Annotated in this window: 27 protein-coding genes and 3 tRNA genes; 16 read left to right on the forward strand and 14 right to left on the reverse strand. The window is 70.7% G+C overall.

What is annotated here, in order from left to right:
* Window positions 1-15: 15 nt before the first annotated feature.
* The 4 genes from ACH34R_RS15475 to ACH34R_RS15490 form a co-directional block, all read right to left on the reverse strand.
* Window positions 16-1,242, reverse strand: coding sequence for a serine hydrolase domain-containing protein (locus tag ACH34R_RS15475; RefSeq protein ID WP_397562107.1), 1,227 nt, complete (start codon window positions 1,240-1,242; stop codon window positions 16-18).
* A gap of 141 nt (window positions 1,243-1,383) precedes the next feature.
* Window positions 1,384-1,887 (reverse strand): hypothetical protein, encoded by a 504-nt coding sequence (locus ACH34R_RS15480; protein WP_397562108.1) that lies wholly within the window; start codon window positions 1,885-1,887, stop codon window positions 1,384-1,386.
* Window positions 1,884-3,575 carry a PHP domain-containing protein gene (locus ACH34R_RS15485; protein ID WP_397562109.1) on the reverse strand — a complete coding sequence of 564 codons (1,692 nt, stop codon included), beginning with the start codon at window positions 3,573-3,575 and terminating at the stop codon, window positions 1,884-1,886. The genes ACH34R_RS15480 and ACH34R_RS15485 overlap by 4 nt, the downstream gene beginning before the upstream one ends.
* A gap of 107 nt (window positions 3,576-3,682) precedes the next feature.
* Window positions 3,683-4,876, reverse strand: a complete 1,194-nt coding sequence (locus ACH34R_RS15490) for an FAD-dependent oxidoreductase (protein WP_397562110.1) — start codon at window positions 4,874-4,876, stop codon at window positions 3,683-3,685.
* 140 nt (window positions 4,877-5,016) lie between these two features.
* On the opposite strand from ACH34R_RS15490, the gene ACH34R_RS15495 reads away from it, so the two are divergent.
* From ACH34R_RS15495 to ACH34R_RS15505, 3 genes are all read left to right on the forward strand, one after another.
* Window positions 5,017-5,619, forward strand: a complete 603-nt coding sequence (locus tag ACH34R_RS15495) for a TetR/AcrR family transcriptional regulator (protein WP_397562111.1) — start codon at window positions 5,017-5,019, stop codon at window positions 5,617-5,619.
* 565 nt (window positions 5,620-6,184) lie between these two features.
* Window positions 6,185-6,352: a hypothetical protein gene (locus tag ACH34R_RS15500; protein WP_397562112.1), complete on the forward strand. Its 168-nt coding sequence runs from the start codon at window positions 6,185-6,187 to the stop codon at window positions 6,350-6,352.
* 54 nt (window positions 6,353-6,406) lie between these two features.
* Complete coding sequence (locus tag ACH34R_RS15505) at window positions 6,407-6,772, forward strand: hypothetical protein (RefSeq protein ID WP_397562113.1); 366 nt, start codon at window positions 6,407-6,409, stop codon at window positions 6,770-6,772.
* Window positions 6,773-6,871: 99 nt separating this feature from the next.
* Here the strand turns inward: ACH34R_RS15505 and ACH34R_RS15510 are convergent, their stop codons facing one another.
* Together ACH34R_RS15510 and ACH34R_RS15515 are read right to left on the reverse strand one after the other, a co-directional pair.
* Window positions 6,872-8,095, reverse strand: coding sequence for a sensor histidine kinase (locus ACH34R_RS15510; protein ID WP_397562454.1), 1,224 nt, complete (start codon window positions 8,093-8,095; stop codon window positions 6,872-6,874).
* The gene (locus tag ACH34R_RS15515; RefSeq protein WP_397562114.1) at window positions 8,095-9,525 is read right to left on the reverse strand and encodes a serine hydrolase domain-containing protein; all 1,431 of its coding nucleotides are present in this window, start codon (window positions 9,523-9,525) and stop codon (window positions 8,095-8,097) included. Before ACH34R_RS15515 ends, ACH34R_RS15510 begins: the two co-directional genes overlap by 1 nt.
* 153 nt (window positions 9,526-9,678) lie before the next feature.
* Here ACH34R_RS15515 and ACH34R_RS15520 point away from each other — a divergent pair, with 153 nt between their 5' ends.
* Window positions 9,679-10,500, forward strand: coding sequence for an ArsR/SmtB family transcription factor (locus ACH34R_RS15520; protein WP_397562115.1), 822 nt, complete (start codon window positions 9,679-9,681; stop codon window positions 10,498-10,500).
* 249 nt (window positions 10,501-10,749) lie between these two features.
* Here the strand turns inward: ACH34R_RS15520 and ACH34R_RS15525 are convergent, their stop codons facing one another.
* The 3 genes from ACH34R_RS15525 to ACH34R_RS15535 all read right to left on the reverse strand — a co-directional run bounded on the left by ACH34R_RS15525 (window position 10,750) and on the right by ACH34R_RS15535 (window position 11,915).
* Window positions 10,750-11,364, reverse strand: a complete 615-nt coding sequence (locus ACH34R_RS15525) for a nucleotidyltransferase domain-containing protein (protein WP_397562116.1) — start codon at window positions 11,362-11,364, stop codon at window positions 10,750-10,752.
* 113 nt (window positions 11,365-11,477) lie between these two features.
* On the reverse strand, window positions 11,478-11,678 hold the full coding sequence (locus ACH34R_RS15530; RefSeq protein ID WP_397562117.1) for a hypothetical protein: 201 nt from the start codon (window positions 11,676-11,678) through the stop codon (window positions 11,478-11,480).
* Between the two features lie 63 nt (window positions 11,679-11,741).
* Complete coding sequence (locus ACH34R_RS15535) at window positions 11,742-11,915, reverse strand: hypothetical protein (RefSeq protein WP_397562118.1); 174 nt, start codon at window positions 11,913-11,915, stop codon at window positions 11,742-11,744.
* An 84-nt stretch (window positions 11,916-11,999) separates the two neighbouring features.
* Between ACH34R_RS15535 and ACH34R_RS15540 the strand changes: the two genes are divergently transcribed.
* From ACH34R_RS15540 to ACH34R_RS15585, 10 genes are all read left to right on the forward strand, one after another.
* Window positions 12,000-12,161 (forward strand): hypothetical protein, encoded by a 162-nt coding sequence (locus ACH34R_RS15540; RefSeq protein ID WP_397562119.1) that lies wholly within the window; start codon window positions 12,000-12,002, stop codon window positions 12,159-12,161.
* Window positions 12,162-13,058: 897 nt separating this feature from the next.
* The gene (locus ACH34R_RS15545) at window positions 13,059-13,568 is read left to right on the forward strand and encodes a hypothetical protein (RefSeq protein WP_397562120.1); all 510 of its coding nucleotides are present in this window, start codon (window positions 13,059-13,061) and stop codon (window positions 13,566-13,568) included.
* Between the two features lie 30 nt (window positions 13,569-13,598).
* Window positions 13,599-14,111 (forward strand): RNA polymerase sigma factor, encoded by a 513-nt coding sequence (locus tag ACH34R_RS15550; protein ID WP_397562121.1) that lies wholly within the window; start codon window positions 13,599-13,601, stop codon window positions 14,109-14,111.
* Window positions 14,095-14,802, forward strand: a complete 708-nt coding sequence (locus ACH34R_RS15555; RefSeq protein ID WP_397562122.1) for a hypothetical protein — start codon at window positions 14,095-14,097, stop codon at window positions 14,800-14,802. The genes ACH34R_RS15550 and ACH34R_RS15555 overlap by 17 nt, the downstream gene beginning before the upstream one ends.
* Before the next feature lie 477 nt (window positions 14,803-15,279).
* Complete coding sequence (locus tag ACH34R_RS15560; RefSeq protein WP_397562123.1) at window positions 15,280-15,894, forward strand: TetR/AcrR family transcriptional regulator; 615 nt, start codon at window positions 15,280-15,282, stop codon at window positions 15,892-15,894.
* Between the two features lie 91 nt (window positions 15,895-15,985).
* Window positions 15,986-16,723: an SDR family NAD(P)-dependent oxidoreductase gene (locus ACH34R_RS15565; protein WP_397562124.1), complete on the forward strand. Its 738-nt coding sequence runs from the start codon at window positions 15,986-15,988 to the stop codon at window positions 16,721-16,723.
* Window positions 16,724-16,748: 25 nt separating this feature from the next.
* Window positions 16,749-19,316, forward strand: coding sequence for an FAD-dependent monooxygenase (locus ACH34R_RS15570; RefSeq protein ID WP_397562125.1), 2,568 nt, complete (start codon window positions 16,749-16,751; stop codon window positions 19,314-19,316).
* Window positions 19,313-19,999: a VC0807 family protein gene (locus ACH34R_RS15575; protein WP_397562126.1), complete on the forward strand. Its 687-nt coding sequence runs from the start codon at window positions 19,313-19,315 to the stop codon at window positions 19,997-19,999. The genes ACH34R_RS15570 and ACH34R_RS15575 overlap by 4 nt, the downstream gene beginning before the upstream one ends.
* Window positions 20,000-20,298: 299 nt before the next feature.
* Window positions 20,299-20,478, forward strand: a complete 180-nt coding sequence (locus tag ACH34R_RS15580) for a hypothetical protein (protein WP_397562127.1) — start codon at window positions 20,299-20,301, stop codon at window positions 20,476-20,478.
* A 128-nt stretch (window positions 20,479-20,606) separates the two neighbouring features.
* Window positions 20,607-21,035 carry a hypothetical protein gene (locus ACH34R_RS15585; protein WP_397562128.1) on the forward strand — a complete coding sequence of 143 codons (429 nt, stop codon included), beginning with the start codon at window positions 20,607-20,609 and terminating at the stop codon, window positions 21,033-21,035.
* A gap of 173 nt (window positions 21,036-21,208) precedes the next feature.
* Here ACH34R_RS15585 and ACH34R_RS15590 read toward each other — a convergent pair whose 3' ends face one another.
* The 5 genes from ACH34R_RS15590 to ACH34R_RS15610 all read right to left on the reverse strand — a co-directional run bounded on the left by ACH34R_RS15590 (window position 21,209) and on the right by ACH34R_RS15610 (window position 23,680).
* Window positions 21,209-21,961: a TSUP family transporter gene (locus ACH34R_RS15590; RefSeq protein ID WP_397562129.1), complete on the reverse strand. Its 753-nt coding sequence runs from the start codon at window positions 21,959-21,961 to the stop codon at window positions 21,209-21,211.
* Between the two features lie 3 nt (window positions 21,962-21,964).
* A complete protein-coding gene (locus tag ACH34R_RS15595; RefSeq protein WP_397562130.1) occupies window positions 21,965-22,930 on the reverse strand; it encodes a TauD/TfdA family dioxygenase in 966 nt (321 codons plus the stop codon).
* A 501-nt stretch (window positions 22,931-23,431) separates the two neighbouring features.
* Window positions 23,432-23,506, reverse strand: a tRNA-Val gene (locus ACH34R_RS15600).
* 13 nt (window positions 23,507-23,519) lie between these two features.
* Window positions 23,520-23,590 (reverse strand) — tRNA-Cys (locus tag ACH34R_RS15605).
* Between the two features lie 17 nt (window positions 23,591-23,607).
* Window positions 23,608-23,680 (reverse strand) — tRNA-Gly (locus ACH34R_RS15610).
* A gap of 130 nt (window positions 23,681-23,810) precedes the next feature.
* Between ACH34R_RS15610 and ACH34R_RS15615 the strand changes: the two genes are divergently transcribed.
* Both ACH34R_RS15615 and hutH read left to right on the forward strand, forming a co-directional pair.
* On the forward strand, window positions 23,811-24,500 hold the full coding sequence (locus tag ACH34R_RS15615) for an ArsR/SmtB family transcription factor (protein WP_397562131.1): 690 nt from the start codon (window positions 23,811-23,813) through the stop codon (window positions 24,498-24,500).
* A 57-nt stretch (window positions 24,501-24,557) separates the two neighbouring features.
* Window positions 24,558-26,105 (forward strand): histidine ammonia-lyase, encoded by a 1,548-nt coding sequence (hutH, locus tag ACH34R_RS15620; RefSeq protein WP_397562132.1) that lies wholly within the window; start codon window positions 24,558-24,560, stop codon window positions 26,103-26,105.
* The last annotated feature ends 16 nt before the right edge of the window (window positions 26,106-26,121 follow it).

Consider the following 26,121-nt stretch of genomic DNA (forward strand, 5'->3'; position numbering starts at 1 on the left):
GCCTTGGCCTGGGGGTCAGAGGCCGAGGATGGCGGTGCGTTCCTGGGCGATGATCGATTGGATGTCGAGGTCGTAGTTGCAGAGGATGATCCCCATCCAGCCGCGGTCGCGGTAGATCGTCCAGTTGGTGTTCCCGCCGCCGATGCCGCCGCCGTGCCCGGCCAGGAACCGGCCGCCGATCAGGCTCATCACCACCCCGTACGCCGAGAACCCCTGCCCCGGCCGCTCACCCCCGCCCGGCGGGGTGGTGGGGTACTTCGGGCTCAGGAAGAGTTCGGTCAGCGCGGGGTCGAGCAGCCTGCCGCTCAGCAGCGCCCGTGCGAAGGCGGCCAGGTCCGGGGCCGTGGAGAAGCCGCCGCCACCGCCCGAGCCGATCCAGGCCCGTGCCGCGTTGGTGCCCTTCCCCCCGTTGAGCACCGCGCCCTTGTCCAGGTTGCGGACGGCGTCCACCCGGGTCCCGTCCTCCTGCCACATGTAGGGATGCGCGATCCGCTCGTTGCTCAGCCAGTCCGGGCGGGTGTAGTACGCCGAGTCGGTCATCCCCGCGCGCCGGAAGACGTTCTCGGCGACGTACTCGTGAAAGGACCCGCCGCCGCCCACCTTCTCGACGATCTCCCCGAGGATGGACATGCCGACGCTGCTGTAGGCGTGGTCGCCACCAGGCGTGAACACCGGTTTGGCGGCCCGGTGGACCATCTCGCGCAGCGCCCTTTCCTCCTGCACGCTGTTGGTGATCCGGTCCGGCAGGTGCACATCGCTCTCCAGGCCGGAGGTGTGGGTGAGCAGGTGGTGGATCATCACATGCCGGGCCGTCTCGGCCGGAAAACCGTCGAGGTGGTCGCCGATCTTGTCGGTGAGCTTGAGCCTGTTCGCCTGGACCAGTTGCAGGATGGACAGCGCGGTGAAGGGCTTCGAGGCCGACGCCAGGTTGAATATGGTGCCGGCCCGGTTCGGGATCGCGCGCCCTTTGTCGGCCATGCCGTACGACCTGGACAGCACCGTGCGGTCATGGTGCTTGATCAGCACCGTGCCGGAGAACCCGTCCTCGTCGGCCAGCTTCTTGAGAAACCTGTCGTAGGCCCCGCCCGGGCGCACGTCCCCAGGGATGCGGCCGTTGCCCGCGAACTCCTCGGCGGCGGCGGCCGGTTCCGCGAACGCCGTCACGCCGCCCGCGGTCAGCGGAACCGCGCCCAGCAGGCCGAGCGCGACCCGCCGTGAAGGATGAGCCTCTGCTGAAGTCATGCGGATGCCTTTCCGAGAGCCGATGGGCGAAAGGGACCACGGGGCCGGAACGGTGCAGCCCGTCCCGGCCCGCGATCACCCATCGAACCGCCCGGTGTGTTTCCGCACTGTTTGCGTGTGCGCGGCCGAAGCTCCGGAGGGTCAGTGGTCCGCGCAGCAGGGCGTCGGGTCCGGTACCTCGAAGGGGGCCACCCGGCCGCCCGCCACCGGCACCGTGACCAGCGTCAGCAGGCCGTCCATCCACTGCGGGCGGACGTGGTCACGGGTTTCGAGCCCCGTCTCAGGCTCCGGCGGCGGGCCGCCGAGCCCGGTCACCCGCTCGATGGCGCTCAGCGCGATCACCTCGCCGACCGTCAGCGTGCCGGTCAGCCTCTCCACGCCGGGATAGATCACCGCCCTGCCGGACCGGCGGGCGGCGTGCTCGGCGGCGGCGTGCCCGGCCGCCTCCCGCAGCTCCGGCGCGGTGACCGGCAGGCCGGTCGGCGGCTCGCCGCCCGTGGCCAGGCTCACCGCCACGTGCGGGAACGGCCGCCGCACCAGGTGCGTGCAGGCGACCAGGCCCGGGAGGCCGAGCGGGCGCACCGCGTGGCGCAGCCAGTGCTCGGCGTCCCGGTCGGTACGGTGCCCGAGGCTGAGCCCGATCAACTCGGCAGGACCCAGATCGGGTTGGCGTAGAACCACAGGTCCTCCCACGGGTCGGCGGCGCCCGCCACGTCCAGCGCGGGCCCGGCCGGGTCGACCGCCGCGCCCATCAGGCCCGGCGCGCCGCGCTTGCCGTCCGTACCACGGATCCGGAAGTAGAACGGCTCGCCCGCCCGCCCGAAGGAGTAGGTGAACGACACCCGGCCGGTGGCCTCGCCGACCTCGAAGGACTTGACCACCCGCGCGGTCGGGGCGGTGAACGTGTCGCGGTCGGCGACCGGTCCGGTCACCTGGCCGGCGATCACATCGACCCGGGCGAGCCTCGGGACGAACTGCGACCAGTTGGGCGTGGTGGCCAGGTCGATGTCGATGGTCACCTCCACCTTCGCGCCGCGCCGTACCCGCATGACGCCGCCCAGCGGCGTGCCCGAGTGCCCGCGCCGGTCGCCCTCGTGCCGGGCGCGGACGTCCAGGCCGCCGATCAGGCCGCCGTGGTCGACCCAGACCCGCCCCGCGCGCAGGCCGTCCATCACCGCGCGGTGATCGAACGACGTCGCGCCGACGTGCGTGCGGCTGTACTGGCCCGGCCAGTAGTCACCGGCGTCGGTGAGCACCGGCCCGTACACCGGGTCGGCGTGCCTGCCGTCGCGCTCGAAGTCGGTGCCGGGACCGCGCCGGGAGGTGTCCAGGTGGTTGACGTGCGAGTCGGAGTTGGCGCTGATCCACCACGGCTTGCCCTCGGCGAGCAGGCTGTCCCAGAGCCCGCCGACGGTCGCGGTCATCCAGTCGAAGCCGCCCCAGGTGCGGTAGCTCTCCAGCGGGTAGCCGGCGAAGGAGCCGGGGGAGGGGTTGTTGTCGTAGTAGCCGCGGGCCCGCCCGCCGGTCGGCCGGGGCAGCCCGGCGGCCTGGTGCCCGGGCGCGCCCTCCATGCCGATCGCCACCGAGGGGTCGGCGTCGCGCCAGGCGCGGATCTCGTGCGGCGAGTCGATCCCGCGCCGCGCGGGGTGGTTGGCCAGGAAGAGCGCGCCTTCGACACGGCGTCTGCGCACCTGCTCGCCGAGGAATTTGATCCCCGCGATGGCCAGCGCCTCGTTCGCCGGGGTCGAGTCGCCCGCCCCCTTGACCGAGCCGTCGTAGGCGTTCTCGAACTCCTTGAGCACCGCCACCTCGTTGCGCCCAGGGTGGACGAAGACGGTCGCGTGCTCGGCGGCCGGGATGTTCCACTCCAGGCCCTGGTAGATCAGCAGACCCCTGAGCTCGTCGCGGGCGGCGCGGATGTCGGGGTTGACCTTCTCCACGCCGATCCTCGCGTGCGCGGCCCCGCCGTGGTCGGTGATGACCATCCAGTCCAGGCCGTAGGCGTGCGCGTGCCTGGCCTGGTCGATGACCCGGTACTGGCCGTCGGAGCTGTACTGGGTGTGGATGTGGTGGTCGCCGGCGAGCCACCGGTATCCGCCTCTGCCGCCGTGGTGGCCGTGGGCGTGCGCCGCGTCCGGGGCGGCCAGCACGCTCGTCGCGGCGGCGGCACCGGCGCCGAGCAGCCCGGCGCGGCGCAGGAAGCCGCGGCGGGAGGCATCGGCGGGGGACAACTCGGCGTCCGGGACCGACAGGTCGAGCACCGGAGGGACGTCTGCGTCCGCTGTGCCCTGGTCCAGGTCGTGATGGTGCGGGTGAGGGTGACCGTGACCCATGTGCTGTGCTCCCTTTGGGCGATGGCCCGTGCTGCTCGGTGTGGGCGCGAAAGGCGCCCGAGCCAATCTCTTGGGGCACGGGGAACGAGAGGTGTTCGGATCACGGCCTACGGGCGAACAGGATCTTTCCGGTACGAACCGATCGGCGAATGGTCTTCATGGCGGGTGTCGTCGTCCTGGGCGAAGTGGGGTAGCTCGTCGCTCAGCAGTTGCTCGGCGCCGCCCTCCAGGAGCTTGGCCGTCTCGGTCGAGCGGGGCAGCATCGTCTCCTCGTAGTCGCGTACGGCGTCGGCGACGGTGGCCGAACGGGCCAGGGCGAGGGCGAGCTCACCGGCGTCCAGCATGGCGAGGTTGACGCCGACGCCGAGCGGGGGCATCAGGTGGGCGGCGTCGCCGAGCAGCGTGACGGCCGGGTCGCGCTCCCAGGTGTGCGGGACGGGCAGGGCGTATATCGGGCGGTCGACGTAGTGGCCGTCGTTGTCGCTGATCAGCCGGCGCAGCAGCGGCGACCAGCCGGCGTACTCAGAAAGGAGCCGGGCGCGGATGGCGCCGGTGTCGCCGATGGTCAGGCCGCACCGCTCGATCCAGTCGGCCGGGACCCGCCGGATGATGTAGACGCGGATGCGGTCACCGCCGTTGCGCTGGGCGAACATACCGCGCTCGCCATCGGCCGCGGCGGCCCCGCCCTGGCCGACCAGCTCGTCGATCTCGCGGTGCCGGGCCTGGACGCCGGAGAACCACGCCTCCAGGAAGCTCACCCCGCTGTACTGCGGGACGGCGGGCGAGACGGCCGGGCGGACCCGGGAGAAGGCGCCGTCGGCACCGATGACCAGGTCGGTCTCGACGGTCGTGCCGTCGGCGAAGTGCAGCAGGCGCGGCCCGCCGGCCGGCCCGCTGATCGAGGTGAGGGCGCGGCCCCATTGCACGGTGCCCGGTCGCAGCGAACCCAGCAGCAGATCCCGCAGGGCGCCGCGGTCGATCTCCGGCTTGAACCGCTCGCCGTCCTCGGGGACGTGATGGAAGAGGATCTCACCGGTGCTGCTCATCTGGCGCATCTCCTGCCCCTCGGGGCGGGCCAGGGCGAAGAACTCCTCCAGCAGCCCGGCCTCGCGCAGCGCGATCTGGCCGTTGCCGGCGTGCAGGTCGAGGGTGCCGCCCTGGTCGCGGGCGTCAGGGCCGCTGTCGCGGTCGTAGACGGTGGGCGTCAGGCCGTGCCGTTGCAGGATGCGGGCGCAGGTCAGACCGCCGGGCCCGGCGCCGATGACGCTGATGCGGGCGCGGGCGGGTGCGGGGGAGGTCATGACGGGTTCCTCTCGGGTCCGATGAAGCGAGGGCGGGGCTTGCGGCTTCCAATCGGCACACTAGATAAAAAAGTGAAACGAGTCAACTTAGTAACTGGTTCTACTGTCGGCATGGTGCAACGATCGGATATGCTCAACCCATGACCGCGCCAACCACCGGCCGCCGCGAACGCAAGAAGGCGGCCACCCGTCAGGCGATCGCCGACGCCGCCCTGGAGCTCTTCCTCGCGCGCGGCTATGACCAGGTGAGCATCCGCGACATCGCCGACGCGGCCGATGTGTCGACCACCACGGTGTTCAAGCACTTCACGGGCAAGGAGGCCCTCGTCTTCGACGAGGACGAGGGCCGGGAGGCCGCGCTGGTCGCCGCGGTCCGGCAGCGGCCCACGGGCCAGAGCATTCCCGAGGCGCTGCTCCAGCACGTCCTGGACAACTGGCCGCCGATCGAGACGCACCCGCAGTGGGCCGGGTTCAGCCGCCTGGTGGACTCCACACCGGAACTTCGCGCCTACGCCGAACGCATGTGGACCCGGCACACCGACGCCCTCGCCGCCGCCATCGCCGACGACCTCGGCGTCGGCCACGACGACCTCGCCTGCACCGTCCTGGCTAGATATGTCCTGGAGGTCCCTACTCTCGCACTCGCCCGAGGCCACCGCGACAGCCGCGCCGCCATCGAAACGATCTTCGAGATCCTCATCCGCGGCTGGCGTCCACCGGGCGAGCCCGCGAGCGAGGGCTGACCTTCACCACCGTTCCCGGTGCCGGCGGCCGGCTCGCTCCAGATGTACTTGTGCGGTGGTCCAGGCGGTCCCCAGACCTCGATCCGGCCTTGCTTGACGAGCGCGTACGGCGGAGGAGCGTGCCCGGTCGAGCAGACTCCTTGGCCAGCTTTCAGGGATCGACGCCTGACGCGCTGGCGCGTTGCCCTCGCGGCGACGGGGGGCCGCTGCCAATATTTCCCGGCAGGGCGCGCGGGCCCGGTCAGGCGGCCACTGTTTGCCGATGGCGGCGGGCTCCTGCCGCCGGCCTGGGCGCGGGTTCGGCCCTCAGAGCATTCTCTCCGCCGGGCTCCTGTCCGCCCGCGTGCGGTGCGGTCGTACATTGCCAGGCAATGTCGCTCACTATCGGGCAGGTGAAGCTTGTCCTGGTCTGCCAGGCGTGCATTGACATCCTCCCAAACGTCCGCGTATCCGCCGTGCATCAGCACGCGGATCTCAGCAGCGTGTGGCCGTCGAGTACAGAGGCGCTACCGATGGACTTCCAGGGCCCCGGAAACACTCCGGACGCGCCGCGCGGAGACCGTTCGTGAAACTCGTTCGGCGTATGGAGCACGTGGTGGCCGCCGCGGGCGCTCTGATCGGCGGGACGGTGGTGTCGGTCGTCGCGTCCGGCGAGGGCGCGACGGGACACATCACCGCGCGGGTACGCACTGAGCGAAGACGACCATCGATTCCGCCGCCCACGCACCGGTGATCTCTGCCGTTACCGTGTCGAGGAACTGATCCATCAAAATCAGGGAACGTGGGCATGCGAATAGTTCTTATCGGTCTGGGCGTTTCACTGGCTCTCACCGGCTGTTCCGGTATCCAGGAGGCCGCGCAGGATGGCGCGCGGCAAGGAGCGGTAGAGGGGGCGTTGAGCGTCCTGGGGCAGGTCGCCATCGAGGAGGCTGCGGGCGTCAAGCTCGAAGATGTACTCGACTGCGCGGCGAAGCCGTCGTCCGGGGGTGACCACGAGGTCGATTGCTCCGGTCGGACAGAAGACGGCAGGAAGGCGTCCGTGAAAGGCAGTGTGACCTCTGCCGACGCCGGCAAGGGGGTGGTCCACGGCAGGCTCGCGCTCGCCTTCGACGGGAAAGACCTCGGCGAAAGGGCCTGTGTCGGCGTCTGCTGACCGCGACTCATGGCCGGAGCCTCATTGGCGAGGCGGGCCGCGGTGCGGCCGACGAGGCCGGGCAGGCAGGCGGTCCCTACCGCGCCAGTCCGGCGCGTCTCACACAGCGCGATGTGTGCCGCTGTCCCCGAGCGCAGCAGGCCGACGAACCGTACCGCGGGGGCGGTAGGTGAGATGCGGGAGGGTCGCGTGGACGATCGTCGGACCGCCGGGCGGGCTGTCGATGGCGAGCTCGCCGTCCAGGGCCTCGACGCGGCGGCGCAGGCCCGTCAGGCCGGTGCCCGCCGGATCCGCGCCGCCTACGCCGTCGTCGGCGATGCGCACGGTCGTGACCTCGCGTCCGTCGCCGGTGTGTTCGTGGACGGTGATGCGCATGCGGTGGGCGCCGGAGTGCTTGATGGCGTTGGTGACGGCCTCGGATATGACGAAGTACGCCACCACATCAGTGGCGAGCGGTGGCCCGCCGGGGACGGTGCACTCCACCTCCGCCGGGATGGGCGATCGTGCCGCCACCGCCTCGACGGCGGTCGGCAGGCCGCCGTCGTCCAGGGCCGTGGGATAGATGCGCCAGGCCACGTCGCGGAGCTCGACCAGGGCCTTTTGCGACTGCTGGTGCGCCTCGGCCAGCAGATCATGGACCCCCTGGCCGTCCGTGGCGCGCCGGGCGCGCCCGATGAGCGTGCCCAGCGCGACCAGTTGCTGCTGGACGCCGTCGTGCAGATCCCTTTCTATCCGGCGTCGCTCCTCATGGACGGTCGTGAGGATGTCGGCTCTGCTCTCGGACAGCCGGGCGATGCGGAGTTCGTACTCCTGGCGGGTGGGGCCGAGGCAGCGCAGCGCCAGCTTGCGCTCGAACGCGGCGACGGCGGCGAGCCCCTGGAGGTCCAGGAACAGCAGTACGCTCCCGGCGATGACCAGGTAGCCGATGAGGTACGGCGTCGGCCTGAAGCCGGCGACGATGTCACCGGTGATCCACCCTGCCGGGATGGCGACGGTGGCGGTCAGGCCGTAGCCCAGGAGCAGGAAGAGAATGAGCGCCAGGAATCCCAGCGGCGCACGCAGCGCCAGGTAGCCGACCGCCTGGCCGGGGCCGTAGGCGGTACGCACGCCGCCGCCGAGGAAGCGCGCGAGGCGACGCTGCTCCAGGTCCGTGAGCGTCCTGGCCAGGTTCGCGATCCGGCCCGTCAGGGGGCGTCGCCGGGTGGCGGCGGCCAAGGCGGCAGGTGCCACCGCGAGGAGGAGGAACACCGCGACGATCGCGGTCATCCCGCCGAGCAGCAGGCCGGTCGCGGTGCGCCTGGCGTGGGGAAGCAGTGGCGCCATCACCCGGAAGAGCCTATGCGCGATCGCAGGCGGCGTCTCATGGATACGAGGCGCATGGCGATGACAGCGGCGGCCATCAGGGCGGATGCCGCCAGCAATACCAGGAGTGCGGGCCACACGTAGACAAGCTGCCGCCAGTTGAGATCGACTCCGAGCGCGAGCATGATCACCGGAAAGCACACCACCAGTGCCACCGCCAGCAGGTAGGGGAGCAGCCGCAGAGCGGTGCTCCAGACGGGGCGGCCGGCGCGTCGGTCCGCCCATCGCCGTGCCCGCATCAGCATCGCCGCTCCGAGCGCCAGCACCAGGAGCGTGAGCGCCCCGACGACAAGGTCGGCCCTCAATGCCAGGGGAGCGGCTGAAGCGGGCGAACGCCCCGTCGCCAGCTCGGCGAGCCCTTCTGCGATGGCGGCCGGATCGTCGACCACGGAGGCGCGGCTGTTGCAGAGAACGGCGATCCCGTACTTCGCTCCGGGCATGATCAACTGGAACGACGTGTAGGTGAACAGCGCTCCGCTGTGCGCTATGCGCTGGGGGGACTCGCGGTACCAGCCGAATCCGTACATTCCGCGTGGATCAGACGGCGTGTGCATCTCGCGCAGGCTCGCCCCTGTCACGGTGCGATTCCCCCGCGCGCCGGCGTGCAGGCTGAGCCACCGGGCCAGATCCTCCGCCGTCGTCACCACCCCGCCCGAGCCTCCGACGAACCTGTCGGGCAACTCCCGGTTCGCCAGGGCGAACCCGTAGGCGAAGGTGAACCCGTCGGCCAGCCCCGGCACATGGTCACTGGAGTTGTCGACGCTCGTCGTCGATCGCATGCCGAGCGGCTGGAAGACATGCCGCTGGAGGTACGTGGCGAACGGCTGCCCGCTGACCACCTCGACGAGCCTTCCGGCGATCCAGTAGTTGGCATTGTGATAGCGATGCGCGGCGCCGGGCTCGCCGGCCAGCTTCGCTCCGCGCAAACGCGCCACCGCCTCGCGCAGGGATCCGATGCCCGCCAGGTCCGCCGTGGGAAAGGAGACCTTGGACAGCCCGGATGTCTGGTTCAGTACCTGACGCACGGTGATGCGCTCGGCCCGCGGGTCGCCCAGAGCGAGCTCCGGCAGGTAGTCGACGATCGGCCGATCGAGCCTTACCCGCCGCTTCTCCACCAACTGCATGACCGCCAGCGCCGTGAAGGACTTCGACATGGAGGCGATCCGCATGGGTGTCCGCCCTGTGATGGGAGAGCCGGACGCGTCGTGGCCGTAGCCCGCCACGTGTACGACCCGCTCGCCCTGCGTGACCGCTATCGCGATGCCCGGCAAGCGCGCGTTCTTCCGGTATTCCGCAACATATCGATCGATGGTCTGCGGGGTCATGGCGGGAGCCGGTGCCGGGACCCCCGAGAGCACGACCAAGAGCACCGCGGCGGTGATCCGAAGCATGAAAGAACGCTAGAAGGCGCCCCGGCGCAGGACCATGTGGTTCGCTGCACACTCACCCTGGGGAAAACCTCAGGGTGATCTCTGGCGGCCGTGCGCCTTGACAGGCAGCCATCCGGCTGCCTAAATTAAAGGCAGCCGGATGGCTGCATATCGATGAACGGCGACCTGGGTGCGAGGGCGGGCATGGACGAGGTGTTCAAGGCACTGGCCGATCCGAGCCGGCGCGCGCTGCTCGACTCGCTCAACGTCCGCAACGGGCAGACGCTGCGCGAGCTGTGCGCCGGACTCGACATGGCCAGGCAGTCCGTCAGCAAGCACCTCGCGGTGCTGGAGGAGGCCGGGCTCGTCGCCACCGTGCGGCGGGGCCGGGAGAAGCTGCACTACCTCAACGCCGCGCCCGTGCACGAGATCGCCCACCGGTGGATCAGCCGATACGACCAGGCCAGGGTCCAAGCCCTGGCGGACCTGAAACTCGCCTTGGAGGAGACCCCGATGGACGCGCCGACCTTCGTCTACACCACCTACATCCGCACCACCCCGCAGAAGCTCTGGCAGGCGCTGACCGAGCCCGCCTTCACCCGCCGCTATTGGGCCACGGAGTTCAGTACGGACTGGTCCGTCGGCTCGCCGATGACCTGGGACAACCACGGCGTCCTGATCAGCGACCCGGAGCAGGTCGTGCTGGAGGCCGAACCGTACAGCCGGCTCTCCTACACCTGGCACGCCATCACCCCAGAGCTCGCCAAGCGCTTCGGCTGGGACGAGGAAACGCTCGCCCGGCTGTCCGGAGAGCCCCGCTCGAAGGTCACCTTCACGATCGAGGAGGGCGCCCAGGTCGTGAAGCTCACCGTCGTACACGACGGCTTCGAGCCCGGATCGGCCCTGGCCGAGATGGTCAGCCACGGCTGGCCGAACGTGGTGGCGAGCCTGAAGACGCTGCTGGAGACCGGCGAACCGCTGCCGGACGACGCGTGACCTCCTGCCGGCCGATACGGACGGCCGGGACGATGCGCCGCCCGGCCAGGATGGCGGGTCACGGCGTACTCACCCTCGGGCTCCCCCTCGGGGGCGGCGAGCGCGAGGACCGCGGGATGTAGTTCATGAACTGTCGCCTCCGGGCCCTCGCCGGCGCCGTCAATGTGCGGAGACCCGCCTCTGTTCGGGAGACGCATGGTCGAAACGGGGCGACGGCGACTGCGGCGGCATGGCGGCGCAGCGTCCAGCTCATGGATCACGGCGCAGGAGCTCGCGCCAGGAATGTGTGGTGTGCTCCGTTTCCAGAGCCTCGTCCAGCCAGCGCCGCTGCCCGTCGCCCAGCAGCGGGAGCACCTTCTCGAAGTCGGTCTCGTCCTTCGGCCGCCTGCCCTTGGCCTTGTAGAGCAGTTGCACCTCCGGGGCAAGCCGCTGGAAACCGTCCTCCTCGACGGTCAGCCCGGCCAGCGGGCGGCGGATCCGAGGGTCACGCCGGTAGACCCACTCCTCCCCATCGGCTTCGTCCAGCATGAGCTGGAACCGCCATGGTCCTTCCGGATGCTCGCGTACCCAGATGTCGTGCGCCGACTCGGGCAGCACCTCCTCCGGCGCCCATGGCCGCAGCGTCCGGGGCACGACCGCGGCGTGGACGTCCCAGTCGTGCAGCAGCCGCCGCACCGCGAGCTGGTCCCGGCGCAGCAGCGCGACGTCCACGTCCGCATGGTCGCGATACGGACGGCCCACGGCCAGCTCGATCGCGTACCCACCGGCCACCCACCACGGCGCCGCCAGCCCGCGCATCAGCGCGACGACCTCGTCAAGCGGCGCGGCTTCCCATGGCCCCCACGGCGTCTCGATCCTCATCATCGCGCCATCATGCATGATCACCGACTCCGCCGGACTGAGAGGAGCCGTACGAGGGTCCGGATGAGTCGCGGTCTCCGCGCCGATCCACAGAAGATCCCCAGATCTCCTCGGGATCAGGTCCTGCTGAGGCGCCATCCACCCACTGCCCAGCACGTGCCCCAGAGCAGGAAGAACGGCGACCACAGCAGCAGGTCCCACCACGCCAGGTCACGAGCCAGCCCCGCGTGCTCGGCGGGCGGGGGGCGCAGCCCGGTCAGCACCGCCGCGTCGCCGAAGAAACCGAACCCCAGAACTCCCACCGATCGGGCGATCATGAAAGCCCCCAGCGACCAAGAGATCACCAGCAGCAGGCGGCGCGGTACGCCCGCCCTCCAGGGTCAGAGGGTGAGCAGCGCGACGATGACACCGACCACCGCGGCACCGGCCAATACCCAATGGCTCGCCACGAAAATCGGGTCACGCGCGAGCAGGCGCGCCCGCGCTTCGGGAGGCAGCGGGTCCTTGCCGGGGGTCGGCCTGGAGTATGGGGCAGCGGACGCAAGCGAATTCATGCCGGCAAGGGACACCGCCGCCCGCGCCTCGACCGTGATGACCGGGAACCGGCCGGACCGGGCGGTTTCCCGCGCTTCGACGAGATGATGCTGCTCAAGGACGAGCGCTTGGTCCTCGACGGTCTGCGGGCGCCGGCGTCCGCGGAGGAGCCGTTGCCGGTGCGAATATCCGAGCCGGGCCCGGACATGGTGGTCCACGACGCCGACTTCGACGACCTGGCCAGGCGGCTCATCGGCCTGGCGTGATGCCCGCTGAACGCGCAGGGGTACCCCCCATGCAGGGCACCGTGGTCGGTGACCGTGGCCGGGGTGGCCATCCGCAGCCGCGTGCGGAGTCCGAAGCGGCGGCGGATCGTCAGCACGTACACGTTTCGCAACCTGATCCGCCCCGATGGCGACCGCCGGATTTTTGTCCTGGTGGCCAGGTGGCACTCGATGACTCCGGCCCACCGGATCGAACGCCCACGCCACCACGGCCGGCCGATGGCGATCCCGTCCGGGGCGACCGTTACCTCGCGCAGCCGCCAGGGCTGCCACACCGACCGTGGCGCTAGACCAAGAGCCCATCCCGCCCCGCTGTCCGCCATTCCGCCTCCACCTGCCGAAGACCCCAACGTACCGACGCCCCGGAGATCCGCCCAGACCTGGTGGACCAGTCCGCCGCACCACAGCGGGCGGAGTCGGCGGCGACGCTCAACGCGACCGCCACCGAGCGGAACACCGACATCCAGCAGCAGCCCCGGACGGAGGCCGCCCCGCAGATCGCGGCGGCGAGGATGCGGGGCGGCCGGGGCCGAGTGAAGGCGGAGCGGCACACGATGTTCACGAGCGGGGCTTGGAATCCACCATGCCCCTGCTGTTCCAGCGACAGGTCGGGGCAGAGAGAACCGGCCGATTCCCATCTCCGGCATCCGGGCCTTGCTCGACGAGGCTCTTGCTCGAACGGGCCGCACCGACATCAGCAACCAGCCGCTGAAGTTCACGCCGCACGACTCCCGGCGGCCCGGGCGGGATTCTCAGGAAGCCGCCCGGGCTGTGGGCCAACTTTGCGATCCGGTCCGGAGCCGGGTGCAATCAGCGTCGCCTGTCATCCGTCCCTAGGGGTAGCAGGACAACAGACGAGGTCGCAAAGGAGCCGGCGTCATGGCTGCTGAACCTCTTTCCAGCCGGCTGATCCGCGGCGCCATCGGCGGCGTGGTCTCCGGCATGATCTTCGCCGGGGTGACCATGTGGTTCGCCTCGACCCAGCCGCCGGGCAAGGCCGACATGCCGCTGCACATGATGGCCAGCATCGTGCAGGGCGGCAAACAGGCCATCATGGCCGGTCAGACCAGCGTCTGGGCCGGGCTGGCCGTGCACCTGGTGCTGTCGGCGGCCTTCGGTATCGGCTTCGCGCTGATCGCGCCGGCGCTGCGCACCAACGGCACCGCCGCGCTGGCCGGCACCGTGTACGGCGTGCTGCTGTACGTGGTCAACTTCCTGGTGCTCTCCCCGCTGCTGTTCCCGGTCTTCGGCGACGCCAACCAGCCGTTCGAACTGTTCGCCCACATGGTGTTCGGCACCGTGCTGGCGTTCTTCTTCTATGGATCCGGAGTGCGCCGCGGAGAGGGCTTCCTGGCCATCGGCCCGGGCGAGCGCGCCCTGGTCCGCTGAGGTGAGTCCGATGGCATCGGGTCCGGTGACATGAGCGGAGGGCACGAGCGGTTCCTGCAGGCGACCATGCCCGCGGCGGATGTGGTCTTCAACCTGGCCCGCAGGCTGACGCCGACGCATGCCGATGCCGAGGACCTGGTGCAGGAAACCTATGCTCGGGCGTGGGCGGCCTGGATCGACGGCCGCCGCCCGCACCGGGCCGCCCCGTGGCTGGCCACCATCTGCTTGAATCTGGGCCGCGACCGGCTGCGCCGCAGCGCGACCCACGCCGAGGTGGCGATGCCGAAGGGCTTCGACCCGCCTGGGCGGGCCGATGTGGCAGGCGAGGCGATCGACCGGACGGTGATCGAGGCGGCGTTGCACCGCCTGCCCGCCGAGCAGCGGATCGCAGTGATCTTGATGGATCTGTGCGGGTTCACCGCCACCGAGGCCGGGGCGATCACCGACGCGCCGCGCGGCACCGTCCTGGCGCGGGTCCACCGGGGGCGTAAGAAGCTGGCCCAAGCCGCCGTGGAGGTGAACTCCGGTGCGCCACGATCCTGAGCGCGACGCCGCCGCCTACCTGGCGGGTGAACTCGGCGCGCTGCGCCGCCTTTGGTTCGAGCGGCACATGCTGGACTGCCGCGACTGCTGGGCCGAGGCCACCACCGCGCGGCAGGGGCGGATACTGGCCGAGTCTTTGCGGGTGGTGGCCCCGCCGTCGATGCGCGAGCGCATCCGCGCCACAGCAGACCTGACCGCGGACCTGGCCACGGAGCCGGAGCGGCGGCGCTGGCCGTACCTGCTGCTCGCCGGAGCGGTGGCGATGCTGATCGCCGTCGCGCTGACGATGGCGCTGAGGCTGATGACACAACCGGCCCCGCTCCTGGCCGCCGCCGAACTGCAGCGCGCCGATGCGCTGACCGTTCATCAGGAGCCGGGCCCGCCATCGATGCGCATCGGCGCCTACACCTGGCAGGGCACGGCCCAGGAGAGGTTGGATGAGATCCCGGCGACCGTCTACGCCTACGCAACCCCTGACGGCCGCCGCATGCTGCTGATCACCTCAACCCGTCCCTTCCCCCGCGCGGCAGGCGCCCGGGACCTGAAGCCGGCACCGAGCTGGCTGGCCGAGGTCGATGATGCGTCCCTGCTGTGCGCGGACAAGGACGGCACCTCCTGGCTGGCCGTCGCCGCCGACGAGGCAACCGTGCTGTCTGCCGGCCAGGCGCTCGGCCTGACGAGACAGGGGTGAACGGGTATGCCCCCTGACCTGGCGGGAACGCCGGAACCTGGCCGAGATCGAGGTCGCGCTGACACGCGAGGATCCTCCATCTGGTTGAACGCATCACGGCGATGTACACCATCGAGTCCGGCACCGGGACCTCAGACGGCCCGGACCGGCCCGGCGGCGGGCAGCGGCGCAGGACCGGTAAGGAGCCAGGGGGCGTTGGCCTGGCCATGGCGATCGCCGCAGGCGGTTCATCGAGGACCTCATAGGCGACGGGCCGATCGTCGCCGCCTATGCGCTCCCGGAAGCCTCGGGCTCTCGATCGGGCAAGATCCGTCATCTCCAGCGCGCTCCGCCTGCTCCTCGTGCTGCCCGTCCTCTCCACATGTGTCCTGGCGTGGGTCTCCAGCTCATCTGCGAGTACGACAGACACGGCCGCGAGCAGTCTGGGACCGCATCTCGCGTACCCTCGGCTGAGTACCGGCGGGGAAAGGCGGGAGAATGGTCGGCGAACCGCAGACGGGACCCGCGGCCGACCACCGAAAGGGTCCGCGACGACGCGGGGAGGCGCTGCATCGCGCCATCTTCGAGGCGACCCTGGCCGAACTGGAGGACGTCGGCTACGCGCGACTCACCATGGAGTCGGTGGTCCGCCGGGCGGGGACGAGCAAGTCCTCGGTGCACCGCCGATGGAACAGCGTGGCGGAGTTGGTCATGGAGGCGCTGACGCACCGCTACGCCGGCACTCACGAGCCCCCGCCTGACACCGGCGATCTGCGCGAGGACCTGCTGGCGGTGCTGCGACGCGCCTCGGTCCGGCTGGCAGGACCGCTGGGGGAGGCGGCGCGCGGGCTGCTCGGGGAGAGCCTGCGGGACCTGGCGCCGACCGAGTTCACGCTGACCCGCATCATCGACGTTCCCTCGATGGACATGGTGGCCGTGCTGCATCGGGCAGAGGAACGCGGCCAGGCCAGGCCAGGCGCGTCCGAGCCCATGATGGCTAAAGTGGGGCAGATCATGCTTCGCCACCACTTCCTCGTCCATGGCGCCCCGGTTCCCGACGACGTCATCGTGTGGATCGTGGACGAGGTCGTGCTCCCGCTCGTCCGGTCCTGACGGCCAAAGCTCGCGGTGCGCATGAGCTCTTTATGATCGCCTTAGAGTACTTTGCAGTACTCTAAGGCACGTCGGACGAGAGGAGAGCACTATGGCACGGCTGGCAGTGGTGTCCGGAGGCGGCAGCGGGATCGGGAAGGCGATCGCCCGCGCCCTGGCCGAGGACGGCGACCAGGTGGTGATCCTTGGCCGCCGCGGCGACGTCCTGAAACAGAGCGCGGAGGAGATCAATGAGGCGGCGGGCGGCGAGCGGGTGACCGTGCGACGAGCCGACCTCACGCAACCGGATGACGTGGCGCGGGTCGCGGCCACGATCGAGGGACCGGTGGACGTCCTGGTCAACAACGCCGGCGGGCGCCTGCACGGCGGAGCGTCGGACGACGCGGACCTGACGAAGATCGCCGGAGCATGGCGTGAGCACTACAACGTCAACGTGCTGCCGACGGTCCTGTTGACCCGCGCACTGCGCGGGCACCTGCGTCGTCCGGGCGGGCGGGTGATCGCGATCGGCTCGAACGCCGCGCTTCTCGGCCGCGGCGCGTACGGGGCGGCCAAGGCGGCGTTGCACGCCTGGGCGTACGGGCTGGTCCCCGAGCTGGCCGCGGACGGCATCACCGTCAATGTGGTGGCCCCTGGCATGGCACTCGACGCGGCCTCCCCCCGGTTCGTCCGGAACGCCGAGCAGGCGCGGCAGTTGGTGCCGATGGGCCGGTTCGGTACGCACGAGGAGATGGCCGGCGCCGTCCGCTACCTCGCATCACCGCAGGCGGGCTACGTGACCGGCCAGATTTTACAGGTCAATGGCGGCATGGTGCTCGGCCGTGGCTGAGCGAGGCCGAGGAGGGTTCCCATCGATGAACGATGACACCAGCGTACTGATCGTCGGGGCGGGCCCGACCGGGCTGCTGCTGGCCGCCGACCTCGCCCGCCGCGGTGTGGCCTGCCGGATCGTGGAAGAAGCCGACGTGCGGACGACGGCACCGCGGGCCATCAACATCCACCCCCGGTCACTGGAGGTGATGGCCGACCTCGGCGTCGCCGAGCAGGCGCTCGACCTGGGGCATCAGGTGGCACGGCTGAACAGTTACGCCGCCCGTGAACCCGCGCCGGGACGGCCGCCGCGCTGGCTGGGGCGAGTCGACATGAGCGTCGTGCCCTCGTCGTTCCCGTTCACGCTCACGCTTCCACAGCCCATGACCGAGCAGTTGCTGGAGGACAGCGCCGCCGAGCACGGCGTACTGGTCGAGCGCCGGGTCCGCCTCAACGGCTTCACCCAGGACGCGGACGGAGTCACCGCCGAACTGGAACACCTCGAAAAGGGCACGATCGAGACCTGCCGCTACGGCTGGGCGGTCGGGTGCGACGGCATCGGCAGCACGGTGCGCAAGGCGGCCGGCATCCCCTTTGACGGCTTCGACTACCCCGACGCCTTGGTATCCGCCGACGTCGAGGTCGAGTGGGCCTACGACCACGCCGAGGCGCACGTCATCTCCGGACGGAGCGGCAGCCTGCGATGCATGCCCGTACCGGGCGAGGACCGCTGGCGGATCGTCGGCGAGCTGCCACCCGGGGATCAGGAGGAACTCACTCTCGCCCGGTTCGAGCGGCTGATGCACGGGCGCGGCGTGACGGTCCGACTGCGTACGTCACACTGGATGGCCGCCTTCCGCATCCACCGGCGCCTGGCGGCGAGCTTCCGCTCGGGACGGGCCCTGCTGGCCGGTGACGCGGCGCACGTGCACAGTCCGAGCGGGGCTCAGGGCATGAACATCGGCATGCAGGATTCCTACAACCTCGGATGGAAACTCGCTCAGGTGGTGCACGGCCAGTCCCGGCCGGAGCTGCTCGACACCTATGCGACCGAGCGCCGCGCCGTCGCCCTGGCCACGCTCGACAGGACCCATCGCTCCATCCGGGCCGTGCAGTCGCGCGGCCGTACCGGGCGGCTGGTACGCGACACCGCCAGCCGAGTGCTGCTGAATGTGCGGCCGTTGCAGCGCCGGAGGAGCCTGCGCGGCTCCCAGCTCAGCACGAACTACCGCAACGGCCCGCTGTCGGACGAGAACTGGCAGGGGCGTTCCGGCCCGCAGGCGGGCGACCGGGCGCCGGAGGTGCGGTTCGGCCCGGCGAATCGCCGACGCGGCGTCCATGAGCTGTTGCACGGCACGCGTGCCGTGCTGTTGCTGTTCGCCGGGGACGGTGAAGTGGAGGGCCTGGCGGAATCGGCGCACTGCGCGCGACGGCGTGGCGTCGCGGCCTTCCTGGTGACCCGGAGAGCACTGGCGGTGTCAGACGTCGCCGAAGGTCCTGCACGACCCCGACGGGACCCTGCACGCCACATGGGCCGCCCCTGCGGGCAGCCTCTACCTGGTCCGCCCCGACGGTTACGTGGGCTATCGCGCGCACACCGCCGACGATCGCGCACTCGACGGCTACCTCGCCCGCTTCGCCGCCTGAGCCTGGTCGGACAAGCCCGGGGGTGCCGCACGCTTGTCGCGCAGCGCGGCCACGGCCCACCGCAACCCCTCCCGCAGGTGGCTCACGAATCCAAGAAGGGCAAGATGGCGACCACTCATGTGATCACTCAGCTCATCGAGGCAGGAACTCTGCCGAAAGATCTGGCGAAAGAGCAGGTGACGGCACTACGCACGCCGGCGGAGGACCGTGGGCCGACTCAGGGCGAGGAGATGCCCGGCGACGCCGGTCGGCGACTGCTTCAGGGCGTCATGCCGGACAAGGTCTCCGGCGTGGTCACCCGCCTGCTCAGCGTCGCCCACGAGGTACGACGCAGGGAAATGTGGTCCCAGATGGGCGGCCTGGCCGGCGCCCAAGGCGGCGAGATCGTCAAGAAGGCGTTCGGTGGCGAGCGCGGCGTCGACCGCGACGACCTGGTACGCCACCTCGCGCCCGCCATCGCGGAACCGCTGCGCCGTGTGGCCGCCGTCGGGCGGATCACCGAACCGGAGCGGGCGGCCTTGGCGGTCCTCTTGGAAGGCCGTGTCCGTCGGCTGGTCGGCCGTTCGGTTTCCGGCTGGGCGCCCACCGGCGCGCCCGGGAAGACCCACGCGATCACCGAGGTCGGGCCCGGGCCCGCCACCGTTGAGGCCGTGGCCCACAAGGCTGCCGGCCGGCTGGGTGTCGAGATCGCAAAGTTGCGCACGGCCCGCGACCGGGGCTTCAGCCTGGCCCAGGTCGCGGGCAGGCAGGGCGTGGAGCGTGCCGGGCTGATCCGCGTCATGGGTGACGAGGCCGTCGCCCAGGTTGAGCAGGCCGTCGGCGACGGCCTTGACGGCGATGAGCGCTCCGTCCTTGCCATGCTGGTGCGTCTTCACGTCGAGTACGTGGCCGACCACCGTGTCGGTGACCGCATGTCCCCTGCCGCCCGCGGCCTGGGCCACGACCTGGCCACCTGCCGGCGGTGACCGTGACGGCCCGCGCGAACACGCAGGACGCCGACAACCTCGCCGTCCTGCGATTACCCCCCGCGAAGGTGTTGCTGCACGCGGCGGTGCCGAAGATCCTCCTCGACGGGCTCCTGCCTACTGCGGTCTATTACACCCTCCGTCTGCTGGGGGCGGACGACCTGACCGCGATCCTGGCCGGCGCGGGCGTGGCCGTGGTGCGCGCACTGGCCGGCGTCGTACTCCACCGCTGTCTCAGCTCGGTCGCAGTCGTCATCTTGGTGATGTTCCTGGTGGGCCTGCTCGGGGCGTGGGTAACCGACGACCCGCGGTTCGTCGTGGTCAAGGAGTCGATCCCGATGGTGCTGGGCGGTGTGGCCTGCCTGATCACCCTGACCCGGCGCAGACCGGCGGCCTTCCACGCCGTCGGGGCGCTGCTGGCCGCCGGCGATCCGGACCGCCGCGCTGCGTGGCGAACCCTGTGGGCGGCAACGCCGCGGCTGCGCGCCGCAACCCGCGTCCTGACCCTCGTGTGGGGTCTGGTTCTGTCGGCGGAGGCGGCGGTGAGCACGGTCACGGTCTATCTCAATCCGATGGACGTCGCAGTGGGACTCCACATGAGCATCAAAGTACTCGCCCTGGGCCTGGTCGCCGCCTGGTCCGCCTGGTATCTGCGACGCGTCCGCGTCACCCTGCTGACCTGAAGGGTTCTCCCGCGACGGTCTTCGTTCTCATCCACGGGCGCTTGTTTCCGGCCTCGTCTGGACCCACGTCGCAGCCCAGCGGACGCGAGTTGAGGAGCAGGTGCACATCACTACGCCGTAGCCCGAACACCTCGCCACGGCGCAACCCCGCCCGGCCCATCAGCAACACGATCATCCGGCCCCGGGCCCGCGTCCGCCAGCCCATCCGGCCATCCTCGCCCTGGCTGAAGGATCTGGCCGAGCGGTGGGCCCGGTGGCGGCTCAGCACTGGGCTGGAGCGCACGCTGAGGAAAGCGCTCATGGAGATCGTCACAGGGCTGGACAACCACGACGACGACGCCATCGCGCCCGAGGACCTCATGCCGCTACTCCAGCCGGCGATCCTCGTGCTGGACAGCTCTCCGGCGATGACAAGCGCCCCCCCCGTCGAGCTGATCAACGACTGTGCCGATGGGGACCCGACGACGACCGGTAGCTGACCGCCTGGGAAATGCCGGGGATCCTGGGCCTAATCGACTGACAGCCGCCAAAGTGAGGAGTGGAACCCCTGGAGATTCCCCTGAGGACGGTTATGAAGCCTCTCCCGATCGTTGTCACCCTTGCCGTGGTGCTCGTGGTTGCGATCGGCTGGATACTCGGCCCCGGCGCGCCGTGGTGGCTGCGACATGTCGACGGAGTGACCGGCCTGACGGGCAGGGACCTCGCAGCGGCCGTCGACGCGGTCCGTGGCCGCGCCCTCGCGGTCGCCACCGCGTACGCGGGCATCGCGGCGCGCGCCCGGTACTGCGCGCCGACGGCGATCATCACCGGGCGGGACGGCACGGCCACCTCCTACCGTCCCGAGTGCCGCCAGGCCATCGACCAGGGCGTCGCCGACGCGGCGGCCGAGGCGCGGTCAGGCGTGTTCACTGAGGGCACCATGCGCGGGGCGGGCGGGATCGGCGGGCAAGACCGGCACTACGGACGGGTCCGGTGGACACCGCCCGCTGCGGCGGCTGCGGCCAGAGTCGCCGCCCGGAACGGCCCCGCAGGATGAGGAGAACCTCGACGACCAGAACACCGACCGCCGTGACGACTACAACGACCGCCGTCAGGACATCTTCGGCGAGAACGGCCGTCGTCAGGACGACTTCGGCGACGGGCGTGGCAGGCGTCCGGATGCCTGGTGATCCCGCCTGATGGTCGCGGATTGCGAGAATGGTTGACGGCCTACTGGAGGGCGAGCCGGGCGACCAGTCCCACCACAACGCACAGCAGGGCGATCCGGACGAACGCCACCCCCTGTCGCAGCGCCATCCGCGCCCCCAGATAGGAGCCGGCCGCGTTGCAGACGGCCATGGCCGCTCCCAGTGACCAGAGGACGTTGCCGTAGAAGGTGAACACCAGCAACGCCCCCGTGTTGTTCGCGGTGTTCACGATCTTGGCCATGGCCGAGCCCGCCACCAGATCCGTCCGCAACAGCGCAGTGAACGCGAACACCAAGAACATGCCCGAGCCCGGACCGAAGAGGCCATCGTAGAAGGCGATGGGCACCCCGGCGAGCAGGATCGCGGTGAGCGTACGACGGCGGGTGCGCGGGCCACCGGCGCGGCGGGTGCCGAAACTCGGCTGAAAGGCGACGAACAGCCCCATCGCCACCAGAATTACCATGATCGCCGGCCGGATATGGCCGGGCGACAGGGCCGAGGTGGTCGCGGCCCCGAGCCCGGCGAGTACCAGGGCCAGGGCGGCGGCGGGGAGCGCGATCCGCAGATCGAGTGTGAGGCCGCGCAGGTAGGTGATCGTGGCCATGGCCGTGGCGGCGAGCGAGCCGACCTTGTTGGTCGCCAGCGCCACGGCGGGCGGCAGTCCGGCGATCATGAGGATGGGCACCTGGATGAGCCCGCCGCCACCGGCCACCGCTTCGACCCAGCCCGCCGCGAAGGCGGCCACCAGTACGAGGACCACCTGATCTGTGGTCATCGTTCAGGTGGCGGTAGGGCTGAGGGTGGGGAAAGGCGCGTCCTCGATAAAAGAGGCGACGACGCTCGGGTCGCGGTAGGCGACCGCGCGCATCAGCCAGCGGTCGGTCCCGTCGAACTTCGCGGTGAACGCCCGCCGGGCGTGGCACAGCCGATAATTGTTGACGATCAGGACGTCACCGGGCTCCAGAACCACGTCCTCCATGTTGTCGTCGAGTCGCCGCCGCAGGCGGTCAAGGGCGTGGGCGGCCTCTTGCGGGGCGTCCGGCACGGCGACCGTGTTGACGGAGTTGTAACGGAGGTACGGCCGCTGTCCGCCGCCCCAGACGACCGGACCGGCCGACAACCGGTGGTCGCCCCAGAGTTTTTGCGCGAGATTCGTCTTCACCATGTACTGCGGTTGCCACAGCGGCGCGAGCCAGTCACCGACATCGGTTTCATGGAATCCGGACAGACTGGTGGGCGTTTTCGTCGGGTTGCGTACGCAGGCCAACTGGAGGTAACTCGGAGGATGCCGCATGAAGGCGTCTTCCGTGTGTAAGTCGAAGGGCTTTCCCGAGCCGATGCCCAGGTGCGGGGTGTCGGCGCGGGACGCCATCGGCGCGATGTTGTTCACCAGGCGTCCGCTCTGCTGGGAGGCGTAGGCGAAGGGCAGCCCGAGCACACCGAGGATGCCCAGGCCGACCTGCGGCAATCCGAGCAGTGTACGAGGTGCGTTGATCGGGTCGTCCGGCGTGGGCACGTCGGCCATGGCGCCGGTCGGCAGGCCCCTGATGCACAGGGCGTCGCCCGCCGCGCCATCGCGGAACGTCAGGAGCGCCTCAAGGAGTTGCGGGGGCAAAGCCGATCCGATGGCCGCGATTTTGCGGTGGATTTCGGTTTCATGGAGCGGCGCGTCGTCTCCGCGTTCGACGAGTCTTCGAATCACCGTGACGGCTCGTGCAGGCAATGTGACGAATGTGGCAAACATACACCGGCCCTTCGTCCTGGGGCGGATCCGAGTAGATCGTCGCGCTCATGGTAAACCGCCGGTCAGACGCGAAAAAGCTCTACCGGTGAATAATAAGGGCCGCTTTTAGGTTTCCCGGAGAGAAGTGCGGGGCGAGGTTCCATACGCGGACCGTCTCGTCGCGGCTGCCGCTGACCGCGATCGGGGTGCTGCTCCGGCGTCCCACCGCCACCGGCCACACCCGGCCGGTGTGCCCGGTGAACGGCGTCTCGGAGCCGCCGCATGGTGCTCAGGTCCCGGGCGCGGACTGTGCGGTCCTCGTCGCCGGAGACCACGATCGGCATGCCGTTCACCTCGCCGCAGGCGACGGTCCACACCACGCCCTCGTGCCCGCGAGGGCCTGCCCGGCGGCCAGGTCCCACACCCGGACGGTGCCGTCCAGGCCGCCCCAGCACGATCATGCTGGCTTCAGGGTCTCCAAGAAAGCCGGAGCGGCTCACAAGCCAAAGGCCTGGGAAATGGTGGTGGGCGATACTGGGATTGAACCAGTGGCCTCTACCGTGTCAAGGTAGCGCTCTCCCACTGAGCTAATCGCCCCGGATGTCATCGGAGGTGGAGACGGGATTTGAACCCGTGTACGCGGCTTTGCAGGCCGCTGCCTCGCCTCTCGGCCACTCCACCGGGCAGGGCCCTGTCCGAGCGGACGACGGGATTCGAACCCGCGACCCTCACCTTGGCAAGGTGATGCTCTACCAGCTGAGCCACGTCCGCGTGGGTGCGTCGCCGGGCCGGGGCCCGGGGCGGTGCCACGGCATGAACTCTAGCGAATCGCGGGCGAGTCCCCAAACCGGCGGCGACACTTCGATACCGGCGCAACCATGCCGGCGTTACGTTGTGCGGTATGGACGCTGAACCGTTCGCGAAGGACGCGGACATCACCAAGGTCGCCGGGTTGATGGCGGACGCGACCCGGGCGGCGATGCTGACCACGTTGCTGGACGGGCGGGCGCTCGCCGCCGGGGAGCTGGCCAGGGCGGCGGGGGTGAGCCCGCCGACCGGGAGCGCGCATCTGGGGCGGCTGCTGGACGGCGGGCTGGTGACCGTGGTGAGCCAGGGTCGGCACCGGTACTACCGGCTGGCCGGGCCGGACGTGGCGGCGGCGCTCGAGGTGCTGGCCAGGATCAGCCCGCGGCCGGCCGTACGGTCGCTGAAGGGGGCGCGGCAGGCGCGGCTGCTGCGCGACGCGCGCACCTGCTACGACCACCTGGCCGGGCGGGCCGGGGTGGACCTGCTGGACCGGCTGGTGGCCGCCGGATGCCTGCTGGACCGGGGCGGGCGTTACGACGTGCCGCAGGCGGGAGAGGCGATGTTCCTGCGGCTCGGGGTAGACGTGCCGGAGGTACGGCGGGCCCGTCGCAAGTTCGCGCCGTCCTGCCTGGACTGGACCGAACGGCGGCCGCATCTCGGCGGGGCGCTGGGCGCCGCGCTGACCGGGCGGCTCATCGAGCGTGGGTGGTTCGAGCGCGGGCAGGTGAGGAGGGCGCTGCGGATCACCGATAAGGGCAGGGTGGGTCTGGAAACGCTGCTGTAAGGGGCTAACATGCGATACGCAGGTTACGCGGCGTTCGATGCGAAAGAGTGACTCCCTATGCGTGACAACGAGGTCGTCGAGATCGGGCCAGGCGCGCTGGATCCGGCCGACGTGGTGGCGGTGGCGCGGCGCGGCGCCGCCGTACATCTGACCGACGACGCCGTGGCGGCCATGGCCGCCGCCCGTTCGCGCGTGGAGGAACTGGCCGAAGGCGCCGTCCCCGCGTACGGCGTGTCCACCGGATTCGGCGCGCTGGCCAACCGGCACATCGCCCCCGAACTGCGGGCCAAACTGCAGCGGTCGCTGATCCGCTCGCACGCCGCCGGATCGGGGCCCGCGGTGGAGACCGAGGTCGTCCGGGCGATGATGCTGCTGCGGCTGAGCACGCTCGCCACCGGGCACACCGGCGTGCGGCCCACCACCGCCAAGACCCTCGCCGGGATGCTCAACGCGGGCATCACCCCGATCGTCCACGAATACGGCAGCCTGGGGTGCTCTGGGGACCTCGCGCCGCTCTCGCACGTCGCGCTGGCGATGATGGGGGAGGGGCCGGTCATCGACGCCGCGGGCCGTACGGTGCCCGCCGCCGAGGCCCTGAAGCAGGCCGGCATCGAGCCGGTCGAACCCGCGGCCAAGGAGGGCCTGGCGCTGGTCAACGGCACCGACGGCATGCTCGGCATGCTGGTGCTCGCGCTCGCCGACCTGTCGATGCTGCTCACCACCGCCGACATCGCCGCCGCGATGAGCGTTGAGGCGCTGCTCGGCACCGACTACGTCTTCGCCGCCGACCTTCAGGAACTGCGGCCGCACCCCGGCCAGGCGGCCAGCGCCGCCAACCTGCGGGCGCTGCTCGCCGGTTCCGGGATCATGGCGGGGCACCGCGACGGCTCGTGTACGCGGGTCCAGGACGCCTACTCGCTGCGCTGCGCCCCGCAGGTGGCCGGCGCCGCGCGCGACACCCTCGCCTACGCCGCCACCGTGGCCTCCCGCGAGCTGGCCTCCGCCATCGACAACCCGGTGGTGCTGGACGACGGGCGGGTGGAGTCCAACGGCAACTTCCACGGCGCGCCCGTCGCCTACGTGCTGGACTTCCTGGCCATCCCGGTGGCCGACGTCGCCTCGATGTCCGAGCGGCGCACCGACCGGTTCCTCGACGTGGCCAGGAACCACGGCCTGCCCGCCTTCCTTGCCGACGATCCGGGCGTCGACTCCGGCCACATGATCGCCCAGTACACCCAGGCGGCGGTCGTCTCGGAGCTGAAGCGGCTGGCCGTGCCGGCCAGCGTGGACTCCATCCCCAGCTCGGCCATGCAGGAGGACCACGTGTCCATGGGCTGGTCGGCCGCGCGCAAGCTGCGCCGGGCGGTGGACGGCCTGACCCGCGTGCTCGCCGTGGAGATCCTCACCGCCGCCCGCGGCATCGACCTGCGGAGCCCGGCCACGCCCGCCCCGGCGACCGGCGCGGTCGTCGCGGCGCTGCGCCAGGAGGTGGCCGGGCCCGGCCCGGACCGGTTCCTGGCGCCGGAGATCGAGTCGACGGTACGGCTGGTCGCCGACCGCACCCTGGTCGCCGCGGCCGAGTCCGTCACCGGGCCGCTCAACTAGGAGCGGGTGCGGCGCG

The sequence above is a fragment of the Spongiactinospora sp. 9N601 genome (assembly GCF_044326295.1).
GTDB lineage: Bacteria > Actinomycetota > Actinomycetes > Streptosporangiales > Streptosporangiaceae > Spongiactinospora > Spongiactinospora gelatinilytica.

Bases quoted from the DNA above. Each gene is read 5' to 3' on its own strand.
- ACH34R_RS15520 (WP_397562115.1), top strand. From the start codon at position 9,679: ATGAACGGCGACCTGGGTGCGAGGGCGGGCATGGACGAGGTGTTCAAG.
- ACH34R_RS15510 (WP_397562454.1), bottom strand. From the start codon at position 8,095: ATGGCGCCACTGCTTCCCCACGCCAGGCGCACCGCGACCGGCCTGCTG.
- ACH34R_RS15525 (WP_397562116.1), bottom strand. From the start codon at position 11,364: ATGATGAGGATCGAGACGCCGTGGGGGCCATGGGAAGCCGCGCCGCTT.
- ACH34R_RS15565 (WP_397562124.1), top strand. From the start codon at position 15,986: ATGGCACGGCTGGCAGTGGTGTCCGGAGGCGGCAGCGGGATCGGGAAG.
- ACH34R_RS15505 (WP_397562113.1), top strand. From the start codon at position 6,407: ATGCGAATAGTTCTTATCGGTCTGGGCGTTTCACTGGCTCTCACCGGC.
- ACH34R_RS15535 (WP_397562118.1), bottom strand. From the start codon at position 11,915: ATGAATTCGCTTGCGTCCGCTGCCCCATACTCCAGGCCGACCCCCGGC.
- hutH (WP_397562132.1), top strand. From the start codon at position 24,558: ATGCGTGACAACGAGGTCGTCGAGATCGGGCCAGGCGCGCTGGATCCG.
- ACH34R_RS15615 (WP_397562131.1), top strand. From the start codon at position 23,811: ATGGACGCTGAACCGTTCGCGAAGGACGCGGACATCACCAAGGTCGCC.
- ACH34R_RS15475 (WP_397562107.1), bottom strand. From the start codon at position 1,242: ATGACTTCAGCAGAGGCTCATCCTTCACGGCGGGTCGCGCTCGGCCTG.
- ACH34R_RS15485 (WP_397562109.1), bottom strand. From the start codon at position 3,575: ATGGGTCACGGTCACCCTCACCCGCACCATCACGACCTGGACCAGGGC.
- ACH34R_RS15490 (WP_397562110.1), bottom strand. From the start codon at position 4,876: ATGACCTCCCCCGCACCCGCCCGCGCCCGCATCAGCGTCATCGGCGCC.
- ACH34R_RS15545 (WP_397562120.1), top strand. From the start codon at position 13,059: ATGGCTGCTGAACCTCTTTCCAGCCGGCTGATCCGCGGCGCCATCGGC.
- ACH34R_RS15495 (WP_397562111.1), top strand. From the start codon at position 5,017: ATGACCGCGCCAACCACCGGCCGCCGCGAACGCAAGAAGGCGGCCACC.
- ACH34R_RS15595 (WP_397562130.1), bottom strand. From the start codon at position 22,930: ATGTTTGCCACATTCGTCACATTGCCTGCACGAGCCGTCACGGTGATT.
- ACH34R_RS15570 (WP_397562125.1), top strand. From the start codon at position 16,749: ATGAACGATGACACCAGCGTACTGATCGTCGGGGCGGGCCCGACCGGG.
- ACH34R_RS15550 (WP_397562121.1), top strand. From the start codon at position 13,599: ATGAGCGGAGGGCACGAGCGGTTCCTGCAGGCGACCATGCCCGCGGCG.
- ACH34R_RS15540 (WP_397562119.1), top strand. From the start codon at position 12,000: ATGATGCTGCTCAAGGACGAGCGCTTGGTCCTCGACGGTCTGCGGGCG.
- ACH34R_RS15530 (WP_397562117.1), bottom strand. From the start codon at position 11,678: ATGATCGCCCGATCGGTGGGAGTTCTGGGGTTCGGTTTCTTCGGCGAC.
- ACH34R_RS15560 (WP_397562123.1), top strand. From the start codon at position 15,280: ATGGTCGGCGAACCGCAGACGGGACCCGCGGCCGACCACCGAAAGGGT.
- ACH34R_RS15590 (WP_397562129.1), bottom strand. From the start codon at position 21,961: ATGACCACAGATCAGGTGGTCCTCGTACTGGTGGCCGCCTTCGCGGCG.
- ACH34R_RS15515 (WP_397562114.1), bottom strand. From the start codon at position 9,525: ATGCTTCGGATCACCGCCGCGGTGCTCTTGGTCGTGCTCTCGGGGGTC.
- ACH34R_RS15580 (WP_397562127.1), top strand. From the start codon at position 20,299: ATGGAGATCGTCACAGGGCTGGACAACCACGACGACGACGCCATCGCG.